Source organism: Ancylobacter mangrovi (assembly GCF_024752355.1).
Lineage (GTDB): Bacteria > Pseudomonadota > Alphaproteobacteria > Rhizobiales > Xanthobacteraceae > Ancylobacter > Ancylobacter mangrovi.
Genome location: NZ_JANTHZ010000008.1, coordinates 21,321 through 42,610, shown reverse-complemented (window position 1 = coordinate 42,610; position 21,290 = coordinate 21,321). Strand labels below are relative to the sequence as shown.

Genomic DNA, 21,290 nt, shown 5'->3' with positions numbered 1-21,290 from the left:
GCGGCCTACGGGTCGAGCTCCGTATCCCAGTAGAGATAGTCGACCCAGCTGTCGTGCAGGTAGTTGGGCGGGAAGTGCCGGCCGTTCTGGTGCAGGTCGAACACGGTCGGCTGGAACGGGCGCTGGCGCGGCACCATGCGCGCCTCGTCCGGCATCATGCCGCCCTTGCGCAGATTGCAGGGCGAGCAGGCCGCGACCACGTTCTCCCAGGTGGTCTGCCCGCCGCGCGAGCGCGGGATGACGTGATCGAAGGTCAGGTCGTCGCGCGATTCGCAGTACTGGCAGGAGAAGCGGTCACGCAGGAACACGTTGAAGCGGGTGAAGGCCGGCTGGCGCGCGGGGCGGATGAAGGTCTTCAGCGACACCACGCTGGGCAGCCGCATCTGGAAGCTCGCGCTCGAGACCTGCCGCTCGTAATACTCGACGATGTTCACGCGATCGAGGAACACCGCCTTGACCGCATCCTGCCAGGACCACACCGACAGGGGGTAGTAGCTCAACGGCCGGTAATCGGCGTTGAGGACGAGGGCAGGCCAGGCACCCGGAGACAAAGTCGCCGTCAACGCTCGCTCCCTGATTGGAGCGCCTGCCCGGCGACGGGCGCCGCGCGACGCACGCCGATACTCTATATGTAGCGTGTCAGTCTTGTGAAGCGGCTGTATCGATGTGGCCGCGCGCGGCCGCGCTCAGCGAGGCGGGGCAAGGATCTCGTTGAGGAAATTGCCCGCCAGCAGCAGGCCGGTCTGGTCGATTCCGTGGCCGAGACCGTTCGACAGATGCCCGCGCACCGCGATCCCGCGTGATTCGAGGCTTTCCATGGCGCGCGGAAGCGCCTGCGGGGGAATCACCTCGTCACGGTCGCCATGGATCAGCAGCACCGGCGGCCGGCTGGTGATGGCGGCGTCGAAGGCCTCGATCTCGCGCTCGCCCGGGAGCACGTGGATGCCGGAGAAGCCGACGATGCCGGCCGGCGCGGCGGCACGGCGCAGGCCCGTGTGCAGCGCCATCATCGTACCCTGGCTGAAGCCGACCAGCGCCAGGCGCGAATCGGCAAGGCCGAGCCGGGCGAGCTCGGCATCGAGGAAGGCGTCGAGCGCGGCATGCGCCGACTGCACGCCGATCCAGCGCTCGCGGTCGTCGCGCTCGACATAGCCGAACCATTGCCGCCCGACCGGTGCCATGGCGCAGGGTTCGGGCGCATGGGGCGCGACGAAGGCGGCGCCGGGCAGGAACGAGGCCCAGAGCTCGCCGAGCTCGATCAGGTCGCGCCCGTCGGCGCCGTAGCCGTGCAGCAGCACCACCAGCGCGTCGGCGGGGCCGCCGGAGGCGGGGGCGAGGCGCGGGCCGTCCAGCATCGGCATCGCCCGGGCGCCAGTCAGTTGGTGCCGTCGGAGGCGCCGGCGCCGGACGCGACCTTGGACATCGAGTTGTGGTCGATCAGGTCGTCGATGCGCTGGCGCTCCTTCTCGAACTCGACGAGGATCTTGCCGTCCAGCGCCCGGCCGCGCGGCAGGCGCACGCGCATCGGGTCGACGAAGCGCCCGTTGACCAGCACCTCGTAGTGCAGGTGCGAGCCGGTGGAGAGGCCGGTCGAGCCGATATAGCCGATCACCTGTCCCTGGCGCACGCGCACGCCGGCATGGATGCCCTTGGCGAAGCGGGACTGGTGGGAATAGGTGGTCATGTAGCCGTTGGCGTGCTGAATCTCGATGCGCCGGCCATAGCCGGAGGTCCAGGCCGCCTTGGTGACGGTGCCGTTGCCGGCGGCGTAGATCGGCGTGCCGGTACGGTCGGCCCAGTCGACGCCGGTGTGCAGGCGGCTGTAGCCGAGGATCGGGTGGCGCCGCATGCCGAAGGGCGAGCGCAGCACGCCCCCGCCGAGCGGCTTGCGCAGCAGGAACTTCTTCGCGCTCTTGCCGGTCTCGTCATAGAAGTCGACGACGCCGTCATCGGGCGTCTGGTAGCGGTAGAAGCGGTGGTCCTCGCCGCCGGTGGTCAGGCTGGCGAAAATGACGCCGTTGGCGCCGCCGCTCTCGTCCGGCTCGTACAGCACCTCGAAAGAATCGCCCGGCCGGACGCGGCGCTGGTAGTCGACGTCGAAGGAATAGACGCGGATCAGGCTCTCGATCACCGGGCGCGGCACGTCGTGGCGCAGCGCCGTCTCCCAGAGGCTGTCATAGAGCGTGATGCCGCGGCCGCTGGTGCCGTCGTCATCGCCGTCGTCGGGCGTGGTCGGGTCGACATCGGCGAACTGCACGTCCGCCGGCTCCTGCACCGGCAGGAAGGTTCCCCGGTCGGAGAGGGCGACCGTGCCCTTGGTCCCGCTGTCGTCGAAGGCGGCCACGCGCAGCGGCGTGGTGATGTCGCCGCGGGTCTCCATCAGCACGTTGAGCCGGGTGCCCTCGGCCAGCGGCGCGGCGCGCAGCGCGCGGTCGGTGAAGGCGTCGGCGGCGGCCTTGGCGGACACTTCCGGCACGCCGAGCGCCGTCAGCAGCGAGATGATCGTGTCGCCCTTCTTGGCGACCACGGTGCGCTCGTCCCAGTCGTTGCCGCCGGTGGCGTCGTCGTCGGACTTGCTGATCGTGCTGATGTTCCCCGGCCGCGAGGCGGCGGTGAGCGGATCGCGCCCGCCCGAGGGCGCGAAGCTCAGCGCGCCGCCGAAGCCGGAGGCGACCGGGGCGTCGGCGTCGACCGTCGGCATGCTGAACTCGGCGGTCTCGCGCACCTTCATCAGCACGTCCTCGATCGGCAACTCGGCCGCGAACTTGGTGCTGGGCGGAAGGCTGGTGATGTCCCGCATCACCAGCGTCATGTCGCCGGTGGGCTCGGCCTGCGGGGCCTCGCCGTCGTCGTCGGACGAATCGACGATGAGCTTGGCGGGGTTGAAGGGCGGCACGTCCGCCGAGGCGGCGGTGATGGACTGGGCGAGGTTCGACTCGACCTTGGTGACGGCGCGGACCTTGATGATCTCGCGGTCGCCGTCCATCGTCACCGAGGACAGGCGCAGCGTCTGCTTGGCGCTGAAGCTCTCCGAGAGGATCGACATGCGGTCGCCCTTGCGGGCGATGTTGGACGGGCGTTCGCCCGCCGCGAGCGCCCCGCGCAGGGCCGAGCGCACCGTCTCCGGGCTCTGGGCGAAGCGGTATTCGCCATCGAGCGCGGCATAGACGGCGCCGCCCATCAATGCCGCGCCGCAGATGCCGGTGAGGAGGGTGGCCATCAGCCAGCGGATGGAGATGCGCCGGCGGTTGATCGGCTGCTCGGCATCGCCGTCGACGCCGAGCGGGGGCTCGTCGCCGAGGTCGAACGCGGTGAGACGACCTCGCCGCGTGCTGCCTGATCCGCGCCTGCTCTCCAACAGCCTTTCCCCCTGGCGTCCTTTTACCGGCCGTCTGCCCGCGGCCGGACGCCTTCATTTTCGACATTGCGCGTCCGCCGTGGCGGACGGCTGATTCGGTGGTGTGGAGCTACCCGCTCGCGCGGGCGGCCCGGACGATGGCTTCTGCGGCCCTCACCGTCAACCCGCACGTGTCCCGACCCCGATTCGGGCCCGTGGACGCAGGCGGGGACGATATAAAGCGGCGGCTCGCGGCAAAACCATGACCGGCCGCCCGATCGTTCGATATTGCTGGGCCTTACTGGACGCTGGCGGACATGCGGCGCAGCGGGGAGGGCGGCGGCAGCGGCACCTGCGCCGGCTCGGCGAAGGAGGAGGCGAGCGTCGCCCCGCCGGCCGGGTGGAAGCTCGCCTGCAGCGGCATGGGCGCGCCGGGGACCATCGGCTTGTGGAGCTCCGAGCCGGCCGGAACCGGCGCCGCGGCGACCCGCACGGCGGAGGCCGGCGCGCCGGTCGGCAGCGGAACGGGCGCGGCGACGCCAGCCGCGTCCGCCCCCGATGCCGGGGCGATGCCCTGCCAGGCGGTGGCGTAGGAGGTCGGCGCGCTCAGGATCGGCGCCGCGCCCCTTGCCGCGACCGCGGGCCGGGGCGCAATGGGCTCGGGCGCCGCCATGGTCGCCGCCACGGGAGCGGCGAGGGCGGCGGGCGCGGCAACCGTGCCGGACGGGGTCTGCGCGACGAGGGGCGCGTCGGTCTGCGGCGGCGTCACCGTCGGGTTGTCGAACCGCTTGAAGAAGTTCCAGATCTCCTGCGGCGCATCGAGCCCGGATCGTCGCGGCCCGAGCACGATCGCCGCCAGCGCATCCATGGCGTCGGTCGATTGCGAGGGCGGCTGGTGGCCGCCGGCGATCTCGTAGAGCGCCACCGCCGAGCCGGGCGTGCACTGCTCCCAGCGCAGGATGCGGGCATGCGGCGCGCGGGTCTCGACCGGCGGCGCGCAACTATCGAGGCGGGCGAACAGATTCGCGCTGTCGGTCGCCGACATAAGCCGCGCGCCGGGCGTCGGGCGGCCGAACATCGGTACGATCGGGTCGTAGGTGCCATTCATCATCAGGATCGGCACCGGGCGCGCGGGCTTGCAGGATTCGGCGTAGCCCACCGGCACCGTCATCATCATGGTGGCGAAGGCGGCGAAGCTGTTGGCGTAGCGGCAGGCGACATAGGCGGTAAGGAAGCCGCCATTGGAGAAGCCCATCAGATAGGCGTGCGAAGGGTCGGCGAGCCCTTCCTTCTCCAGCGTGTGGAGCACGTCGAGCACGAAGCGCCCGTCGTCGCGCGGGTAGATGATCGGCATGATGCCGGCGACGGTGGCACGCCCGTCGTTCCACAGCAGGTTCAGGCCCTTGGGATAGGCGACGACGAAGCCCTCGCGGTCGGCGATCTTGTCGAGGTCGAGATAGCGCTGCATCACGCCGGCCGGCTGCCAGGCGCCGTGCAGGGCGATCACCAGCGGCTTGGGGCCGGGCGGGGCGTTGCTCGGCACATGCAGGATGAACTCGCGGCGCATGCCGCCGGAGGTGATGGTGCGCTCGCTATCCTCGCCGCGGCTCTGGGCATGCGCGCCCGAGGCCGCGACACACAGGCCGAGCAAGAATGCGCCGAGCAGGAACCAGGGTTTCGCGAATTGCATACGCTACGCAACCTCGACATGGCGGGGTTTCGCGGGAGCCCCGTACAGACAGCGACTTTCCGTCAATTAAAAGGCAAAGATGGTTAACGACCCGTCAGCAAGTGATACCACGGCGTTCCGGGCGCAACGAAGCTTTCCGCGCCGGGGCGGTTCGAATCGGCGCGGCCATCGGCTAGTGTGCCGGCGCTGCGATGCAACCGCGCTGCGCGGCACCGCAGGAGACGATAGAAATCGCCTTTGGAATGATTGCGAACTGCAATCGTTTCCGCTACGCACAAAAACACATTCCTGAGTGATCTGGGGACACCGATATGTCAGGAGCGGCCCAGCGGCCTCTTTCCCCGCACCTGCAGATTTACCGCCCGATGCTGACGATGATGATGTCGATCGTGCATCGCATCACCGGCGTCGCACTGTATTTCGGTACGCTGCTTCTCGTGATCTGGCTGGTGGCGGCGGCGAGCTCGCCCGACAGCTTCGCTTTCGTCAACGGGCTTTATGGAAGCTGGCTCGGCATCCTGGTGATGGTCGGCTATAGCTGGGCCCTGATCCACCATGCCCTCGGCGGCATCCGGCACTTCGTCTGGGATTTCGGCCACGGCTTCGGGCCGGAATCGCGCGAACTGCTCGCCAAGGCGACGATCGGCGGGTCGATCGGGCTGACGGTGCTGCTGTGGATCGGCATCTGGCTGATGAAGGGCTGAGCGATGAGCACCACTTCCGGTTCCTCCATGCGCACGCCGCGCCGCACCATTTCCGGTCTCGGCTCGGCGCGTTCGGGCACGGGCCATTTCTGGCTCCAGCGCGTGACCGCGGCCGCCAATCTCATCCTGGTGCTGATCGCGCTGCCGGTCTTCGTCTACGTCGCCGGGCAGGACCAGGCGGGCATGCGGGCCGTGCTCGGCAACCCGTTCGTCGCCATCGTCATGCTGCTGCTGCTGGTCTCGATCACCATGCACATGCGCATCGGCATGCAGGTGGTGATCGAGGACTATGTCCATTCCGAGGGTCTGAAGATCCTCTCCCTGCTCGGCAACACCTTCTTCTCGATCGCGGTTGGCTGCGCGGGGGTGTTCGCCATCCTCAAGATCAGCTTCGGAGGCTGAGAGACCTATGGCCGAGACGACCTCCGCCAATGGCGCTTCCAACGGCGCCGGCCATGCCGGCCCGGGCGTGAACGGGGCGGCCTACCCGATCATCGATCACACCTATGACGTCGTCGTGGTGGGCGCCGGCGGCGCCGGGCTCCGCGCCGTGGTCGGCTGCTCGGAGGCGGGCCTGCGCACCGCCTGCGTCACCAAGGTGTTCCCGACCCGCTCGCACACGGTCGCCGCGCAGGGCGGCATCGCCGCCTCCCTCGGCAATATGAGCAAGGACGACTGGCGCTTCCACATGTACGACACCGTCAAGGGGTCGGACTGGCTGGGCGACCAGGACGCCATCGAATATCTCGTGCGCCACGCCCCCGACGCGGTCTACGAGCTCGAGCACTGGGGCGTGCCCTTCTCGCGCACCGAGGAAGGCAAGATCTACCAGCGCCCCTTCGGCGGCATGACCACCGACTACGGCAAGGGCACCGCGCAGCGCACCTGCGCCGCCGCCGACCGCACCGGCCACGCCATCCTGCACACGCTGTACGGAGCGGCGCTGAAGCACTCGGCCGAGTTCTTCATTGAGTATTTCGCGCTCGACCTGATCATGGACGAGGACGGGCGCTGCCGTGGCATCGTCGCCCTGAAGATGGACGACGGCACGATCCACCGCTTCCGCGCGCAGATGGTGATCCTCGCCACCGGCGGCTATGGCCGCGCCTATTTCTCTGCCACCTCGGCCCATACCTGCACGGGCGACGGCAACGCCATGGTGCTGCGCGCCGGCCTGCCGCTGCAGGACATGGAGTTCGTGCAGTTTCACCCGACCGGCATCTACGGCGCGGGCTGCCTCATCACCGAGGGCGCGCGCGGCGAGGGCGGCTACCTCACCAATTCAGAGGGCGAGCGCTTCATGGAGCGCTACGCGCCGTCGGCCAAGGACCTCGCCTCGCGCGACGTCGTCTCCCGCTCCATGACCATGGAGATCCGCGAGGGCAGGGGCGTCGGCAAGAACAAGGACCACATCTACCTGCACCTCGACCATCTCGACCCGGCCGTGCTGCACGAGCGCCTGCCCGGCATCTCCGAGAGCGCGCGCATCTTCTCGGGCGTCGACGTGACCAAGGAGCCGATCCCGGTCCTGCCGACGGTCCACTACAATATGGGCGGCATCCCGACCAACTTCCACGGCGAGGTCGTGACGAAGAAGGACGGCAATCCCGACCATGTGGTGCCCGGCCTGATGGCGGTGGGCGAATGCGCCTGCGTGTCCATCCACGGCGCCAACCGGCTCGGCTCGAACTCGCTGACCGACCTCGTGGTGTTCGGGCGCGCGGCGGCGCTGCGCTGCGCCGAGCTGCTGACCCCGAACGAGAAGCAGGCCGAGCTGCCTTCCAACTCCGCCGAGCTCGCCCTGTCGCGCCTCGACCATTTCCGCAATGCGGACGGCTCCTCGCCGACCGCCGACCTGCGCCTGCGCATGCAGAAGGTGATGCAGAACAACTGTGCCGTCTACCGCACCGGCGAGGTGCTGGAGGAGGGCCGCAAGCTCATCGCCGAGGTGTTCGCTGGCACCGAGGACATCAACGTCACCGACCGCTCGCTGGTGTGGAATTCCGACCTCATCGAGACGCTGGAATACGACAACCTGATCGCGCTGGCTTCGGTGACGATGGAAAGCGCGGCGGCCCGCACTGAGAGCCGCGGCGCGCATGCCCGCGAGGACTATCCCGAGCGCGACGACGCCGAGTGGATGAAGCACACGCTCGCCTTCGTCGATTTCGACAAGCGCGCGGTGAAGCTCGACGACCGCCCGGTGCACACCTACACGCTGTCGAACGACATCCAGTACATCGAGCCGCGCAAGCGCGTGTATTGATCCTTCCCGCCCGCGCCCCGGCGCGGGTGGCCCGAGCCTGCCCCGAACCCTCTGCCGAGGACGAGCCCAGTCATGGTCCAGCTTACCCTGCCGAAGAATTCGACGATCACCGAGGGCAAGGTGTGGCCGAAGCCGGCCGGAGCCAACCGGCTGACCGAGTACCGGATCTATCGCTGGAACCCGGACGACGGGAAGAACCCGGCGGTCGACACCTATTTCGTCGACCGCGACGATTGCGGGCCGATGGTGCTGGACGGGCTCATCTGGATCAAGAACACGGTCGACCCGACGCTGACCTTCCGCCGCTCTTGCCGCGAGGGCATCTGCGGCTCCTGCGCCATGAACATCGACGGCACCAACACGCTGGCCTGCCTGAAGAGCATGGACGACGTGACCGCAAAGTCGGTCAACATCTACCCGCTGCCGCACATGCCGGTGGTGAAGGACCTGGTGCCGGACCTGACCCAGTTCTACGCCCAGCACGCCTCGGTCGAGCCCTGGCTGCACACCGAGACGCCGGCGCCCGAGCGTGAATGGCGCCAGGCCCGCAGCGACCGCGAGAAGCTCGACGGCCTTTACGAGTGCATCCTGTGCGCCTGTTGCTCGACCTCCTGCCCGAGCTACTGGTGGAACGGCGACCGCTATCTCGGCCCCGCCGCGCTGCTGCAGGCCTATCGCTGGCTGATCGACAGCCGCGACGAGGCGACGGGCGAGCGTCTCGACGATCTAGAAGACCCGTTCCGGCTCTATCGCTGCCACACCATCATGAACTGCGCCAAGGCGTGCCCGAAGGGGCTGAATCCGGCGAAGGCGATCGCCGAGATCAAGATGATGATGGTCTCGCGCCAGTTCTGAGCCGCGGCCGACTGAGGTACACAGGCGGGCGATGACCGATCACGCCCGCCCGATCTTCCGCTTCGCGCCGAGCCCGAACGGGCTGCTGCATCTCGGCCATGCCCGCTCCGCGCTGCTCAACGCCGCGATGGCGCGCGCGCAGGGCGGACGGCTGCTCCTGCGCATCGAGGACATCGATCCCTCCCGCTGCCGGCCCGAGTTCGAGGCGGCGATCGAGGAGGATCTCGCCTGGCTCGGCCTCGATTGGGAGCGGCCGGTGCGCCGCCAGTCCGAGCATCTGGACGACCATGCGCGGGCGCTGAAGCGGCTCGCCGCCATGGGCCTCGTCTATGAGAGCTTCGAGACCCGCGCGGAGATCCGCCGCGCGGTCGAGACCCGGCCCGGCTGGCCGCGCGATCCCGACGGCGCGCCGCTCTTTCCCTTCGCGCGCGACGCGATGAGCGCGGCCGAGCGCGACCGGCGCCGGGCGGCGGGCGAGCCCTTCGCGCTGCGCCTCGACATGGCGCGGGCGGTTGGGCGCGCCGGCCCGCTCACCTGGCACGAGACGGGGCAGGCGGCGCCGGTGGCCGCCGATCCGCTCGCCTGGGGCGACGTCGTCATCGCCCGCAAGGAGGTGCCGACCAGCTATCATCTCGCGGTCGTGGTCGATGATGCGCTGCAGGGCGTGACCCATGTCGTGCGCGGCGAGGACCTGAAGGCGGCGACATCGGTGCACCGGCTGCTGCAGCACCTGCTGAAGCTGCCCGAGCCGCTCTACACCCATCACGCGCTGCTGCTGGATGCCGAGGGGCGCAAGCTTTCCAAGTCCATCGGCTCGCGGAGCCTGCGCGCGTTGCGCGAGGTTGGCCTTTCGCCGGCCGATGTGCGGTGCATGGCGGGCGTGTCGCTGGAGTGAGCTGGCGAGTGCGCGGGTTTGCCGGCTATTGGACGCCGAGGATCATCAGCCAGAGCGTGACGGTGAACAGGCTGGCGGCGGTCGACAGCGACACCGCTCCGGCCGAGGCCGAGACCCCGACCCGGTAGCGCTGGGCCAGCAGATAGGCGTTGATGCCGCTCGGCATGGCCGCGAACACCACCGCCACGTCCGCCCATACCGGCGGCATGGGCAGCATGCGGGTCAGCACATAGACCAGCGCGGGGTGGACGACGAGCTTCAGCAGCGTGATCAGCAGCGCCGGGCCGAGGTCGCCGCGGATCGGGTAGCGGTGCAGCGCGAGGCCGAGCGAGACCAGCGCGCAGGGCACCGCCGAGGCCGAGAGCATGTCGGCGATCTGCTTCAGCACGCCGCTCGGCTCGAAGCCGACCAGCTTGGCGGCGCCGCCGGCATAGATGCCGATGAGGATCGGGTTGAAGGCGAGCAGGCGGACCAGCTTCTTCAGCCCCGCCGCCGAGAGCCCGCCCGTGACGCCCTCGGTCAGCACCGTCGCCACCACCATCATGATCGGCAGGTGCACGGCGATGAGCAGGAACAGCGGCACCGCCCCCTCCGGCCCGTAGGCCTGGAGGATGAGCGGCACGCCGACGAACACGGTGTTGGCCTGGCCGGAGGTGAAACCGTGGATCACCGATTCCGTGTAGCCGCGGTGAAACAGGCGCTTCGCCGCCAGCATGCCAAGCGCGAACACGATGAACGCGCCGGTGAAATAGGCGATCCAGTAGCCCCAGGGCTGGCCTTCCTCGGGCAGCCGCGCCCCGGCCAGCGTCTTGAAGATCAGCACCGGGACGGCGAGGCCGAACACATATTCCGACAGCCCTTCGGCCGCGCGCTCGCGCAGATGACCGCTGAGCGAGGCCAGATAGCCGAGACCGATCAGCCCGAAGACCGGCGCCACGATGAGGGTGATGGCGCCGAGCTGCGCGAGCATGGTCGGTTCTCAGGCGGCGGCGTCGGCCGTGGCGCTGGACACCAGATGCGAGGTGCGCACCGGCACCATCACGTCGATCCGCGCCCACAGGCGCTCGGCGAGTTCGGCCGGCGCCACGAAGGCGATCTCGGCCCGCATGTCGCCGAGATTGGCGGGGTCGATCCGCCCGTCCGCGGGTCCGTCGAGCCGGATGCGGGTCGGCTGGACGTCGTGGATGGCGAAGGGCTCCAGCAGGCGGAGCATCAGGTTGGGATGCGCATCGGCCTCGACGACGAGGCGATGGCGGAGAGGGCCGGAGAACATGGCAAATTCCGATGACGAAAGGGAAAAAGGACTGTGTGCGTCAACGATCCCGGCCGACCTGGTCGGCCGGGCGACGAATTCGCCGCCCCGCGCGGATGCGCTCGTTCCCGTGAGTGGTCATCATCATGGCCGGCAAGCTATGCGCCGGACGCGGCCTCGTCAATGGGCAGGCCGGGCGATCGGCTAGAGGAAGCTCTGCGGGTCGATGTCGATCTCGACCTTGAGGCCTCCCCGGACCCTCGGGGCCTCCGCCATCCACGCCCGGACGTAGTTCGAGAGGTCGAAATTGCGCTCGGAACGGGCCAGCAGGCGGAAGCGGTGGCGACCGCGCACCAGGGCGAGCGGGGCCTCGGCGGGGCCGAGCACGCGCACCTGCTCGGTGAGCGGGGCGCAGGCGGCGAGCGCGCGGGCATGGGCCTGCGCGGCATGGGCCTCGGTGCCGGAGACGATCAGCGCGCAGAAGCGGGCGAAGGGCGGCAGGTGCGCCTCCTCGCGCACGGCGATCTCCTGATCGTAGAAGGCGTCGCGATCACCGGCCACCAGCGCCTGCATCACGGGGTGCTCGGGCATGTAGGTCTGCAGGAAGGCGCGTCCTTCCACATTGGCGCGCCCGGCGCGGCCGGCGACCTGATGCAGGAGCTGGAAGGTACGCTCGGCCGCGCGCGGGTCGCCATGTCCGAGCCCGACATCGGCGTCGATGACGCCGACCAGCGCGAGGCCGGGGAAATTGTGCCCCTTGGCGACGAGTTGGGTGCCGACCACCACGTCGACCTCGCCGTCCTCGATCGCCTTCAGTTCGGCGCGCAGCCGCTCGACCCCGCCGGCGAGGTCGGAGGAAAGCACCTGGATGCGCGCGTTCGGCATCAGCTTCTGCACCTCCTCGTGCAGCCGCTCGACGCCGGGGCCGCAGGGGATCAGCGTATTCGGCTCATGGCAGTTCGGGCACTCGTTCGGCACCGGCATGGCGTAGCCGCACTGGTGGCATTCGAGCCGGCGGCGGAAGCGGTGCTCCACCAGCCAGGAGGAGCAGGAGGGGCAGCGTATGCGGTGCCCGCAGGCCCGGCATAGGGTGAGCGGGGCGTAGCCGCGCCGGTTGAGGAACAGGAGGCTTTGCCCGCCCGCCTCCTGCGTGCGCTCCATCTCCTGGGCGAGGCGCGGGGCGATCCACTGGCCGCGCGGCGGGCCTTCCCTGCGCAGGTCGATCGGCTCGAGGCGCGGCACGCGGGTGCCGGTGAAGCGCTCGGGCAGATGCAGGCGGGCGTAGCGCCCGCGCCGGGCGTTCACTTCGGTCTCGATCGAGGGCGTCGCCGAGACCAGCGCGATCGGCGCTTCCTCCAGCCGCGCGCGCAGCACCGCCATGTCGCGCGCATGGTAGTGGACGCCGTCATCCTGCTTGTAGGCGCCGTCGTGCTCCTCGTCGACGATGATGAGGCCGAGCTCGCGGAAGGGCAGGAAGAGGGCCGAACGGGCGCCGGCGACCACGCTCACCTCGCCGGTCGCGACGCCCCTGAACACACGCCCGCGCCGCTTGGAGCCGACAGCGGAGTGCCACTCGGCCGGCAGCACGCCGAAGCGCCGGGCGAAGCGGTCGAGGAACGCCTGGGTGAGGGCGATTTCCGGCATCAGGATCAGCGTCTGCCGCCCCTGCCGGATCGCCTCGGCAACCGCCTCGAAATAGGTCTCGGTCTTGCCCGAGCCGGTGACGCCGTCGATCAAGGTGGGGGCGAAGCGCCGCGCCTTGACCGAGGCGACGAGCTCGGCCGCCGCCGCGCTTTGTGCCGGGGAGAGCGCGGGGCGGGAATGGTCGGGATCGGGCACCTCGGCCGCCGGCTCGGGCGGCAGCACCACGGTCTCCAGCACGCCATCGTCGATCAGCCCGTCGATCACCGAAGCCGAGACGCCGGCCTCGCGCGCCGCCTCCGCCTTGGAACGGACGAAGCCGTCGAACAGCGCGTCGATCACCTTGGAGCGGGCCCGGGTCTGGCGCTCCGGCCGGTTCGACGTGAGCCGCACACCGGTGCGCTCGCGCGCGATGCCGGCGCTCTCGTCATGGCGCAGCGCGAGGCGCAGGACCATGCCGGGCGGGGTGACGGTGTAGTCCGCCATCCAGCGGATGAAGGCGAGCATCGCCGGCTGGAGCGGGGCGACGTCGTATTTGCGGTCGATGAGCTTCAGCTTGGCTGGATCGACCGTGCGCGCGCCCTCCATGCGCGGCCAGACGCAGCCGAGCATGCGGCGCGTGCCGAGCGGCACCACGACTATATCGCCCGGCGCCACCTCCATGCCTTCGGGCACGCGATAGGAATAGGCGGACCCCACGGCGACGGGCAGCAGCACGTCGACCACGCTCTCGCGCGGGGGAAACAGGGGAGGGGAATCGCTCGGCTGGGCTCGGGTCATGCGGGGGTCTTCATAGCGCATCGCGGCACGCCGGGTCTCGCCCCGGAGTCGGCCGGTGTCGCCTCGGTGATGACGGGGAGACGGCGAAACCTTAAGAAAGCCGTGGCACCCTGGCGGGGATTTGTCGACGCGCATCGGGAGGCGGCCATGGCGAGCACGGATGCCCAGAAGGCGGCGCGGGCCGAGCGCTCGCTGCTGGCCGGCGCGGCACCGGATGTGGGCGCGGCGCTGAAGGGCTGGCTCGACCGGCTCGGCCATGAGCGCCGGCTCTCGCCCAAGACCCGCGAAGCCTATGCGCGCGACGTCGCGACCTTTCTCGGCCTGATCGCCGCCGATCGCGGCCGCCCGCCGAGCCTCGCCGATCTCGCGGCGCTGACCCCGCGCGACGTGCGCGCGGTGATCGCGGCGCGTCGGGGCGAGGGGATCGAGGCGCGCACGCAGATGCGCTTCCTCGCCGCCGCCCGCTCCTTCGGCCGCCATCTCGAGCGCGAGGGGCTCGGCAAGGTGGGCGCGCTCGCGGCCGTGCGCGGCCCGCGCGTTCCCCGCACCCTGCCGCGCCCGCTCACCCCGGCCGATGCACGGGCGATGGCCGATCCCTCGACCCGGGCCGGTGAGGCGCGCGAGCCCTGGATCCTCGCCCGCGACGCCGCGGTGCTGGCGCTGCTCTACGGCTCAGGGCTGCGCATCTCCGAGGCGCTCGGCCTGATGCGCCGCGACATGCCCGAGCCCGGGCGCGGCGACCAGATCCTCGTCCACGGCAAGGGCGGCAAGACCCGCATGGTGCCGGTGCTGCCGGCGGTGCTCGCCATGGTCGACGACTATGCCCGCGCCTGCCCCTATGATCTCGAGCCGACCGGCCCGCTGTTCCGCGGCGCCAAGGGCGGGGCGCTCTCCCCGCGCATCGTGCAGCTCGCCATGGAGCGCATGCGCGGCGCGCTCGGCCTGCCCGACAGCGCCACGCCGCACGCGCTGCGCCATTCCTTCGCCACCCACCTGCTCGGGCGCGGCGGCGACCTGCGCTCGATCCAGGAACTGCTCGGCCATGCCTCGCTCTCCACGACGCAGATCTACGCGGCGGTGGATACGGCGACGCTGATGGCGGCGTGGAAATCGGCCCATCCGCGGGCGGGCTAGAGCGTAGCCGGCGAAGCCTGGTCCGCCGGTGCCCGCCTCGCTCGGAAATGAAGGGGGAAGACGATGCAGCCCATCCGTCCCGTGATCGAGCACATGTCGATCGGCGTCTCGAACTATGAGCGCTCGCTCGCCTTCTACGACGCCGTGCTGGCGCCGCTCGGCCTGGTGCGGGTGATGTCGCATCCCGAGCCGGAGGGGGAATCCGCGTGTTGGGGACCGGCCGGCGAACTGCCTTCGCCCGAGGGTACGCCCGGCGCCGCGCCGTTCTGGATCCAGCACCGCAGCGAGGCCATCGTTCCGGTGCCGGGCTTCCATCTGTGCTTCATGGCGCCGGATCGCGACGCCGTGCGCGCGTTCCATGCGGCCGGCCTGCTCGCCGGCGGGCGCGACGAGGGAGCGCCGGGCCTGCGCCCGCATTATGGCGAGGGGTATTATGCCGCCTTCCTGTTCGATCCCGACGGCTGGAAGATCGAGGCCGTCACCTACACGGGTGCGTGAGGAGGCGGTTCCTGCCGCCTATTGAGGCACTCGCGCACCCCTGCCGCTCTTTTCAGCCCGGCCGGACTGCGCGACACTTTCCCCATCGGAACCCCCGACCGAGAGGAGAGTGCCTGATGAAGCGTATCGCTACCGTGTTCTGCGCGCTTGCGCTCACTGTCGCCGCGACCGGCGCGGCCTTCGCCGATTGCTCGCCGGGCCATACGGCCTCGGCGCCGCCGGTGCAGACCGACACCAAGGGATCCTGAGCCGAGCTTTCGACCGGACCTCTTCGATTGTTCTCCCAGCTACGGACAGGCAAACGGCCCGGAAGGCGACTTCCGGGCCGTTCTGTATCCGAAGGCGGGTGTTCGCGCGCTCACATGTGGATGGCGCGATTCTCCACCGCCATCGCCGCTTCCTTCACCGCCTCGGAGCGGGTGGGGTGGGCGTGGCAGGTGCGGGCGAGGTCCTCGGACGAGCCGCCGAACTCCATCAGCACCGCCGCCTCGTGGATCATCTCGCCGGCCTCGACGCCAATGATGTGGACGCCGAGCACCTTGTCGGTGGTCGCGTCCGCCAGCACCTTCACGAAGCCGTCGGTTTCGTCGTTCGCCTTGGCGCGGCCATTGGCGAGGAAGGGGAACTTGCCGACCTTGTAGGCGATGCCCTCGGCCTTCAGCTCCTCCTCCGACCGGCCGACCGAGGCGACCTCCGGCGAGGTGTAGACCACGGCGGGGATGACGCCGTAGTTCACATGGCCCGCTTGGCCCGCCAGCAGCTCGGCGACCGCCACGCCCTCTTCCTCGGCCTTGTGGGCGAGCATGGGGCCGGCGATCACGTCGCCGATGGCGAAGATGCCGGGGACGTTGGTGCGGAAATACATGTCGGTGACGATGCGCCCGCGCTTGTCGGTCTCGACGCCGAGCGCCTCCAGCCCCAGCCCTTCCGTGTAGGGCACGCGGCCGATGGCGACGAGCACCACGTCGGCGTCCAGCACCTCGGCATCGCCGCCGGCGGCAGGCTCGACCGAGACCTTGAGCGCCTTGCCCTTGGTCTCGACGCCGGTGACCTTGGAGGCGAGCTTGAAGCCGATGCCCTGCTTCTGGAGGATGCGCTGGAACGACTTGGCGACGTCGAGGTCCATGCCGGGCAAGATGCGGTCGAGGAACTCGACCACCGTCACCTCGGCGCCGAGCCGCCGCCACACGCTGCCGAGCTCCAGCCCGATGACGCCGGCGCCGACCACCACCAGCTTGCCGGGCACCTTCTCCAGCGCGATCGCGCCGGTGGAGGAGACGACGCGCTTCTCGTCGATCTCGATGCCGGGCAGCTTCGCCACGTCCGAGCCGGTGGCGAGGACGATCGCCTTGGTCTCGAGCGACTGGAACGTGCCGTCGGCCATCGCGACGTCGACCTTGCCGGCCGTCGGGACGATAGCGGTGCCGTGATAGGTGTCGATCTTGTTCTTCTTCATCAGGAAGGCGACACCCTTGGTGTTGCCTTCCACCGCCTGGTCCTTGAAGCCGAGCAGGCTGGGGAGGTCGAGCTTGGGCGTACCCACGCTGATGCCCATCTTGGCGAAGCCGTGGCCGGCCTCCTCGAACAGATGGGAGGCGTGCAGCAGCGCCTTGGAAGGGATGCAGCCGATGTTCAGGCAGGTGCCGCCGAAGGTGGCGCGCTTCTCGACCACGGCGACCTTGAGGCCGAGCTGGGCGGCACGGATGGCGCACACATAGCCGCCGGGGCCGGTGCCGATGACGATCAGGTCGTAGGACATTGTTCTACCTGTTGAGGGGAGCGGCCGATCGGCCGGCCGCTCGCGCGGTGAGGCGGCCGGCGATCACAGGTCCAGCACGAGGCGGGTCGGATCCTCCAGCGCTTCCTTGACGCGGACGAGGAAGGTGACGGCGCCCTTGCCGTCGACGATGCGGTGATCGTAGCTCAGCGCCAGATACATCATCGGGCGGGCGACGATCTGGCCCTTCACCACGACCGGGCGCTCCTCGATGCGGTGCATGCCGAGAATGCCCGACTGCGGCGCGTTGAGGATCGGCGTCGACATCAGCGAGCCGTAAATGCCGCCATTGGTGATGGTGAAGGTGCCGCCCTGCATGTCCTCGATGCCGAGCTTGCCGTCGCGCGCCTTGCGGCCGAGGCCGGCGATGGCCTTCTCGATGCCGGCGATCGACATCTGGTCGGCGTCGCGCACCACCGGAACGACGAGGCCCTTGTCGGTGCCGACGGCGATGCCGACGTGGTAGTAGTTCTTGTAGACGAGGTCGGTGCCGTCGATCTCGGCGTTCACCTCCGGCACGTCCTTCAGGGCCTGGATCACCGCCTTGGTGAAGAAGCCCATGAAGCCCAGCTTCACGCCGTGCTTCTTCTCGAACACGTCCTTGTACTGCGCGCGCAGGCTCATCACCGCCGACATGTCGACGTCGTTGAAGGTGGTGAGCATGGCGGCGGTATTCTGCGCGTCCTTCAGCCGGCGGGCGATGGTCTGGCGCAGCTTGGTCATCTTCACCCGCTCTTCGCGGGAGGCGTCGTCCGGCGCCGAGGGCGCGCGGGCCACCACGGGCGCGGCCGGCGCGGGGGCGGAGGCGAGGGCGGTCAGCATGTCGCCCTTGGTCACGCGGCCATCCTTGCCGGAGCCGGCGAGCATGGCCGGGTTGAGGCCGGTCTCGGCGGCGATCTTGGCGACCGCCGGGCCGTTGGCGCCGGCCGGTGCGCTCGCAGCCGGCGCGGCGGGAGCGGGCTTGGGCGCCGGCTCGGCCTTCGCGGCTTCGGCCTTGGAAGCCTCGGCCTTCGGAGCCTCCGCCTTCGCGGGCGCGGCCTTGGCGGGTGCTGCGGCGCCGGCACCCTCGCCGATGGAGCCGAGCAGGGCGCCGACCTCGACGGTCTCGCCGTCCGCGGCGACGATCTCTGAGAGCACACCCGCCGCGGGAGCGGGAACCTCGATCGTCACCTTGTCGGTTTCGAGCTCGACCAGCGGTTCGTCGGCTGTGACGGCGTCGCCGGCCTTCTTGAACCACTTGCCGATCGTCGCCTCGGTGACCGATTCGCCCAGCGTCGGAACGCGGATCTCGGTGGCCATTGCTCTTTCTTCCTTCCTGTGCCGGTCCGGGACCGGCGATCCCTCGACTATGCTCGAAACTCCCGGCGCGCCCGCCGGTGCCTCAGCCCAGGGCGTCCGCGAGGAACGCCTTGAGCTGGGCGAGATGCTTGGACATCAGGCCGGTCGCCGTGGCCGCGGAGGCGGGACGGCCGGTGTAGCGCGGACGGGCCGAGGCCGAGCCGGCCGCCTCCAGCACCCATTCCAGATAGGGCTGGACGAAGGCCCAGGCACCCTGGTTCTTCGGCTCTTCCTGGCACCAGACGATCTCGGCCTGCTTGAAGCGGGAGAGCTCCTGAACCAGCGTCTTCAGCGGGAACGGGAACAGCTGCTCCAGCCGCAGCAGGTAGATGTCGTCGGCGCCGAGCCGCTCGCGCTCCTCATAGAGGTCGTAATAGACCTTGCCGGTGCACATCACGACGCGGCGGATCTCGTTATCCGGCTTCAGGTCGATCGCGTCCGGCGCCTTGTGGCCGGAGGAGGCGTCAGCGTCGTCCCACAGCACGCGGTGGAACGAGGTGCCCGCGCCCATCTCCGACAGCCGCGAGACGGCGCGCTTGTGGCGCAGCAGGCTCTTCGGCGTCATCAGGATCAGCGGCTTGCGGAAGTCGCGCTTCAGCTGGCGCCGCAGGATGTGGAAATAGTTCGCCGGCGTCGTGCAGTTGGCGACCTGCATGTTGTCCTCGGCGCACATCTGCAGATAGCGCTCGAGGCGGGCCGAGGAGTGCTCGGGGCCCTGGCCCTCATAGCCGTGCGGCAGCAGGCACACGAGGCCCGACATGCGCAGCCACTTGCGCTCGCCCGAGGACAGGAACTGGTCGAACACCACCTGCGCGCCGTTGGCGAAGTCGCCGAACTGCGCTTCCCACATGGTCAGCGCGTTGGGCTCGGAGAGCGAGTAGCCGTACTCGAAGCCGAGCACCGCCTCTTCCGAGAGCATCGAATTGATGACCTCGTAGCGGGCCTGGTTCTCACGCAGATGGTTGATCGGGGTGAAGCGCTCTTCGTTCTCCTGGTCGATCAGCACCGAATGACGCTGCGAGAAGGTGCCGCGCTCGCTGTCCTGGCCGGACAGGCGCACCGGGTTGCCGTCGAGCAGCAGGGTGCTGAAGGCGAGCGCCTCGCCGGTCGACCAGTCGATGCCGGCGCCGTCCTGCAGGATCGCCTTGCGGCGGGAGTCGAGGAAGCGCTGGATCGTGCGGTGGACGTGGAAGCCCTCCGGCACGGTGGTGATCTTGTCGCCGATCTCGCGCAGCAGGTCGAGCTCGACCCCGGTGACGCCGCGGCGCGGGTCGTCCGCGTCGGCCGCCACCTTGAGCCCGGCCCAGCGACCGTCGAGCCAGTCCGCCTTGTTGGGCTTGTAGGCCTGCCCGGCGTCGTATTCGCCGTCGAGCCGCGAACGCCACTCGGCGCGCATGGTGTCGATCTCGCCCGGCTCCAGCACGCCCTCGGCCTCGAGCTTCTTCGAGTAGATCTCGAGCGTGGTCGGGTGCTGCTTGATCGCCTTGTACATCAAGGGCTGGGTGAAGGCCGGCTCGTCGCCCTCATTGTGGCCGAAGCGGCGGTAGCAGAACATGTCGACCACCACCGGCTTGTGGAACAGCTGGCGGAACTCGGTGGCGATCTTGGCGGCGAAGGTGACGGCCTCCGGGTCGTCGCCGTTCACGTGGAAGATCGGCGCCTCGATGGTCTTGGCGACGTCGGACGGGTAGGGCGAGGAGCGCGAGAAGCGCGGATAGGTGGTGAAGCCGATCTGGTTATTGATGATGAAGTGGATCGACCCGCCGGTGCGGTGCCCCTTCAGCCCGGACAGGCCGAGGCACTCGGCCACCACGCCCTGGCCGGCGAAGGCGGCGTCGCCGTGCAGCAGCAGCGGCAGCACCTGGGTGCGGTCGGCGTCGCCGAGCAGGTCCTGCTTGGCGCGCGCCTTGCCGAGCACCACCGGGTCGACGATCTCCAGATGCGAGGGGTTGGCGGTCAGCGACAGATGCACCTGGTTGCCGTCGAACTCGCGGTCCGAGGAGGCGCCGAGGTGGTACTTCACGTCGCCCGAGCCCTCGACCTCGTCGGGAGCCCAGGAGCCGCCCTTGAACTCGTGGAACAGCGCGCGGTGCGGCTTGCCCATCACCTGGGTCAGCACGTTGAGCCGGCCGCGATGGGCCATGCCGAAGACGACCTCCTTCACGCCGAGATTGCCGCCGCGCTTGATGATCTGCTCCAGCGCCGGGATCAGGCTCTCGCCGCCGTCGAGGCCGAAGCGCTTGGTGCCGGTGTAGCGCACGTCGAGGAACTTCTCGAAGCCCTCGGCCTCCACCAGCTTGTTGAGGATGGCGCGCTTGCCCTCGCGGGTGAAGCTGATCTCCTTGTCCGGGCCCTCGATGCGCTCCTGGATCCACGCCTTCTCCTCGGGCGAGGAGATGTGCATGAACTCGACGCCGAGCGTCTGGCAGTAGGTGCGCTGGAGGATCGCGACCATCTGGCGGACGGTGGCGAACTCCATGCCCAGCACGTGGTCGATGAAGATCGGCCGATCGAGGTCGGCCTCGCGGAAGCCGTAGGAGGCCGGGTCGAGCTCGGGCGCGGTGCGCTCGGGCTCGAGGCCGAGCGGGTCCAGCTTGGCGTGCAGGTGGCCGCGCATGCGGTAGGCGCGGATCATCATCAGCGCCTTGACGGAATCGCGGGTGGCCTGCTGCACGTCGGCGGAGCTGAGCTCGACGCCGGTCTTCTGGGCCCGCGCGCTGACCTTCTCGCCGACCGCCTTCTCGACCTCGATCCAGTTGCCGTCCATGGCCGAGACCAGCTCGCCATTGGCGTGGATCGGCCAGTTGTCTCGCTTCCAGGAGGCGCCCCGGGCGCTCTTCTCGACGTCGGCTGGGGCGTCCTTCAGCCCGGCGAAGAAAGCCTGCCACTCGGCGTCCACCGAGGTGGGGTCGGCTTCGTAGCGGGCGTAGAGATCTTCGATCCAGCCCGCATTGGCGCCGTAGAGGAAGGAGGTGTTGAGAAAGGCGTCGTTGCTGTCCGCGCGTGCCATGGGTCTATCCCTGATGGTCGGTCGAGCCAGGGTTTTATGCGCCATGGGGCGCCGAAAACCAAGGTAGCGATAGCTTATACGAACGGCGCACCGACCATCACACGTTCGCGTTC

General features: G+C 69.6%; 18 protein-coding genes. 8 read left to right on the top strand and 10 right to left on the bottom strand.

Features of this window, described 5'->3' with window-relative positions; translation table 11 throughout:
• Positions 1-5: 5 nt before the first annotated feature.
• The 4 genes from NVS89_RS16785 to NVS89_RS16770 all read right to left on the bottom strand — a co-directional run bounded on the left by NVS89_RS16785 (position 6) and on the right by NVS89_RS16770 (position 5,027).
• Positions 6-563, bottom strand: coding sequence for an HNH endonuclease (locus NVS89_RS16785; RefSeq protein WP_258733920.1), 558 nt, complete (start codon positions 561-563; stop codon positions 6-8).
• A gap of 123 nt (positions 564-686) precedes the next feature.
• Positions 687-1,355, bottom strand: coding sequence for an alpha/beta hydrolase (locus NVS89_RS16780; RefSeq protein ID WP_258734078.1), 669 nt, complete (start codon positions 1,353-1,355; stop codon positions 687-689).
• Positions 1,356-1,375: 20 nt separating this feature from the next.
• On the bottom strand, positions 1,376-3,358 hold the full coding sequence (locus NVS89_RS16775) for a M23 family metallopeptidase (protein WP_258733919.1): 1,983 nt from the start codon (positions 3,356-3,358) through the stop codon (positions 1,376-1,378).
• Between the two features lie 277 nt (positions 3,359-3,635).
• Positions 3,636-5,027, bottom strand: coding sequence for a PHB depolymerase family esterase (locus tag NVS89_RS16770; protein WP_258733918.1), 1,392 nt, complete (start codon positions 5,025-5,027; stop codon positions 3,636-3,638).
• A 311-nt stretch (positions 5,028-5,338) separates the two neighbouring features.
• Here NVS89_RS16770 and sdhC point away from each other — a divergent pair, with 311 nt between their 5' ends.
• From sdhC to gluQRS, 5 genes are all read left to right on the top strand, one after another.
• On the top strand, positions 5,339-5,731 hold the full coding sequence (gene sdhC / locus NVS89_RS16765; RefSeq protein ID WP_258733917.1) for a succinate dehydrogenase, cytochrome b556 subunit: 393 nt from the start codon (positions 5,339-5,341) through the stop codon (positions 5,729-5,731).
• A gap of 3 nt (positions 5,732-5,734) precedes the next feature.
• A complete protein-coding gene (sdhD, locus tag NVS89_RS16760) occupies positions 5,735-6,133 on the top strand; it encodes a succinate dehydrogenase, hydrophobic membrane anchor protein (protein WP_258733916.1) in 399 nt (132 codons plus the stop codon).
• A 7-nt stretch (positions 6,134-6,140) separates the two neighbouring features.
• A complete protein-coding gene (gene sdhA / locus NVS89_RS16755; protein ID WP_258733915.1) occupies positions 6,141-7,997 on the top strand; it encodes a succinate dehydrogenase flavoprotein subunit in 1,857 nt (618 codons plus the stop codon).
• A 72-nt stretch (positions 7,998-8,069) separates the two neighbouring features.
• Positions 8,070-8,852: a succinate dehydrogenase iron-sulfur subunit gene (locus NVS89_RS16750; RefSeq protein WP_258733914.1), complete on the top strand. Its 783-nt coding sequence runs from the start codon at positions 8,070-8,072 to the stop codon at positions 8,850-8,852.
• Between the two features lie 31 nt (positions 8,853-8,883).
• Positions 8,884-9,747: a tRNA glutamyl-Q(34) synthetase GluQRS gene (gluQRS, locus tag NVS89_RS16745; protein WP_258733913.1), complete on the top strand. Its 864-nt coding sequence runs from the start codon at positions 8,884-8,886 to the stop codon at positions 9,745-9,747.
• A 25-nt stretch (positions 9,748-9,772) separates the two neighbouring features.
• On the opposite strand, the gene NVS89_RS16740 is transcribed toward gluQRS, so the two are convergent.
• The 3 genes from NVS89_RS16740 to NVS89_RS16730 all read right to left on the bottom strand — a co-directional run bounded on the left by NVS89_RS16740 (position 9,773) and on the right by NVS89_RS16730 (position 13,420).
• The gene (locus NVS89_RS16740) at positions 9,773-10,717 is read right to left on the bottom strand and encodes an AEC family transporter (protein WP_258733912.1); all 945 of its coding nucleotides are present in this window, start codon (positions 10,715-10,717) and stop codon (positions 9,773-9,775) included.
• 9 nt (positions 10,718-10,726) lie between these two features.
• A complete protein-coding gene (locus NVS89_RS16735; RefSeq protein WP_258733911.1) occupies positions 10,727-11,020 on the bottom strand; it encodes a hypothetical protein in 294 nt (97 codons plus the stop codon).
• Positions 11,021-11,203: 183 nt separating this feature from the next.
• Positions 11,204-13,420: a primosomal protein N' gene (locus NVS89_RS16730; protein ID WP_258733910.1), complete on the bottom strand. Its 2,217-nt coding sequence runs from the start codon at positions 13,418-13,420 to the stop codon at positions 11,204-11,206.
• Positions 13,421-13,567: 147 nt separating this feature from the next.
• Between NVS89_RS16730 and NVS89_RS16725 the strand changes: the two genes are divergently transcribed.
• The 3 genes from NVS89_RS16725 (at position 13,568) to NVS89_RS16715 (ending at position 15,300) form a co-directional block, all read left to right on the top strand.
• The gene (locus tag NVS89_RS16725; RefSeq protein WP_258733909.1) at positions 13,568-14,554 is read left to right on the top strand and encodes a tyrosine recombinase XerC; all 987 of its coding nucleotides are present in this window, start codon (positions 13,568-13,570) and stop codon (positions 14,552-14,554) included.
• Positions 14,555-14,617: 63 nt separating this feature from the next.
• Positions 14,618-15,052, top strand: a complete 435-nt coding sequence (locus NVS89_RS16720; RefSeq protein WP_258733908.1) for a VOC family protein — start codon at positions 14,618-14,620, stop codon at positions 15,050-15,052.
• 116 nt (positions 15,053-15,168) lie between these two features.
• The gene (locus tag NVS89_RS16715; protein WP_258733907.1) at positions 15,169-15,300 is read left to right on the top strand and encodes a hypothetical protein; all 132 of its coding nucleotides are present in this window, start codon (positions 15,169-15,171) and stop codon (positions 15,298-15,300) included.
• 110 nt (positions 15,301-15,410) lie between these two features.
• Here the strand turns inward: NVS89_RS16715 and lpdA are convergent, their stop codons facing one another.
• The 3 genes from lpdA to NVS89_RS16700 form a co-directional block, all read right to left on the bottom strand.
• On the bottom strand, positions 15,411-16,811 hold the full coding sequence (gene lpdA, locus NVS89_RS16710) for a dihydrolipoyl dehydrogenase (RefSeq protein WP_258733906.1): 1,401 nt from the start codon (positions 16,809-16,811) through the stop codon (positions 15,411-15,413).
• 63 nt (positions 16,812-16,874) lie between these two features.
• On the bottom strand, positions 16,875-18,128 hold the full coding sequence (odhB, locus tag NVS89_RS16705; protein WP_258733905.1) for a 2-oxoglutarate dehydrogenase complex dihydrolipoyllysine-residue succinyltransferase: 1,254 nt from the start codon (positions 18,126-18,128) through the stop codon (positions 16,875-16,877).
• Between the two features lie 82 nt (positions 18,129-18,210).
• The gene (locus tag NVS89_RS16700; protein ID WP_258733904.1) at positions 18,211-21,177 is read right to left on the bottom strand and encodes a 2-oxoglutarate dehydrogenase E1 component; all 2,967 of its coding nucleotides are present in this window, start codon (positions 21,175-21,177) and stop codon (positions 18,211-18,213) included.
• Positions 21,178-21,290 lie beyond the last annotated feature (113 nt).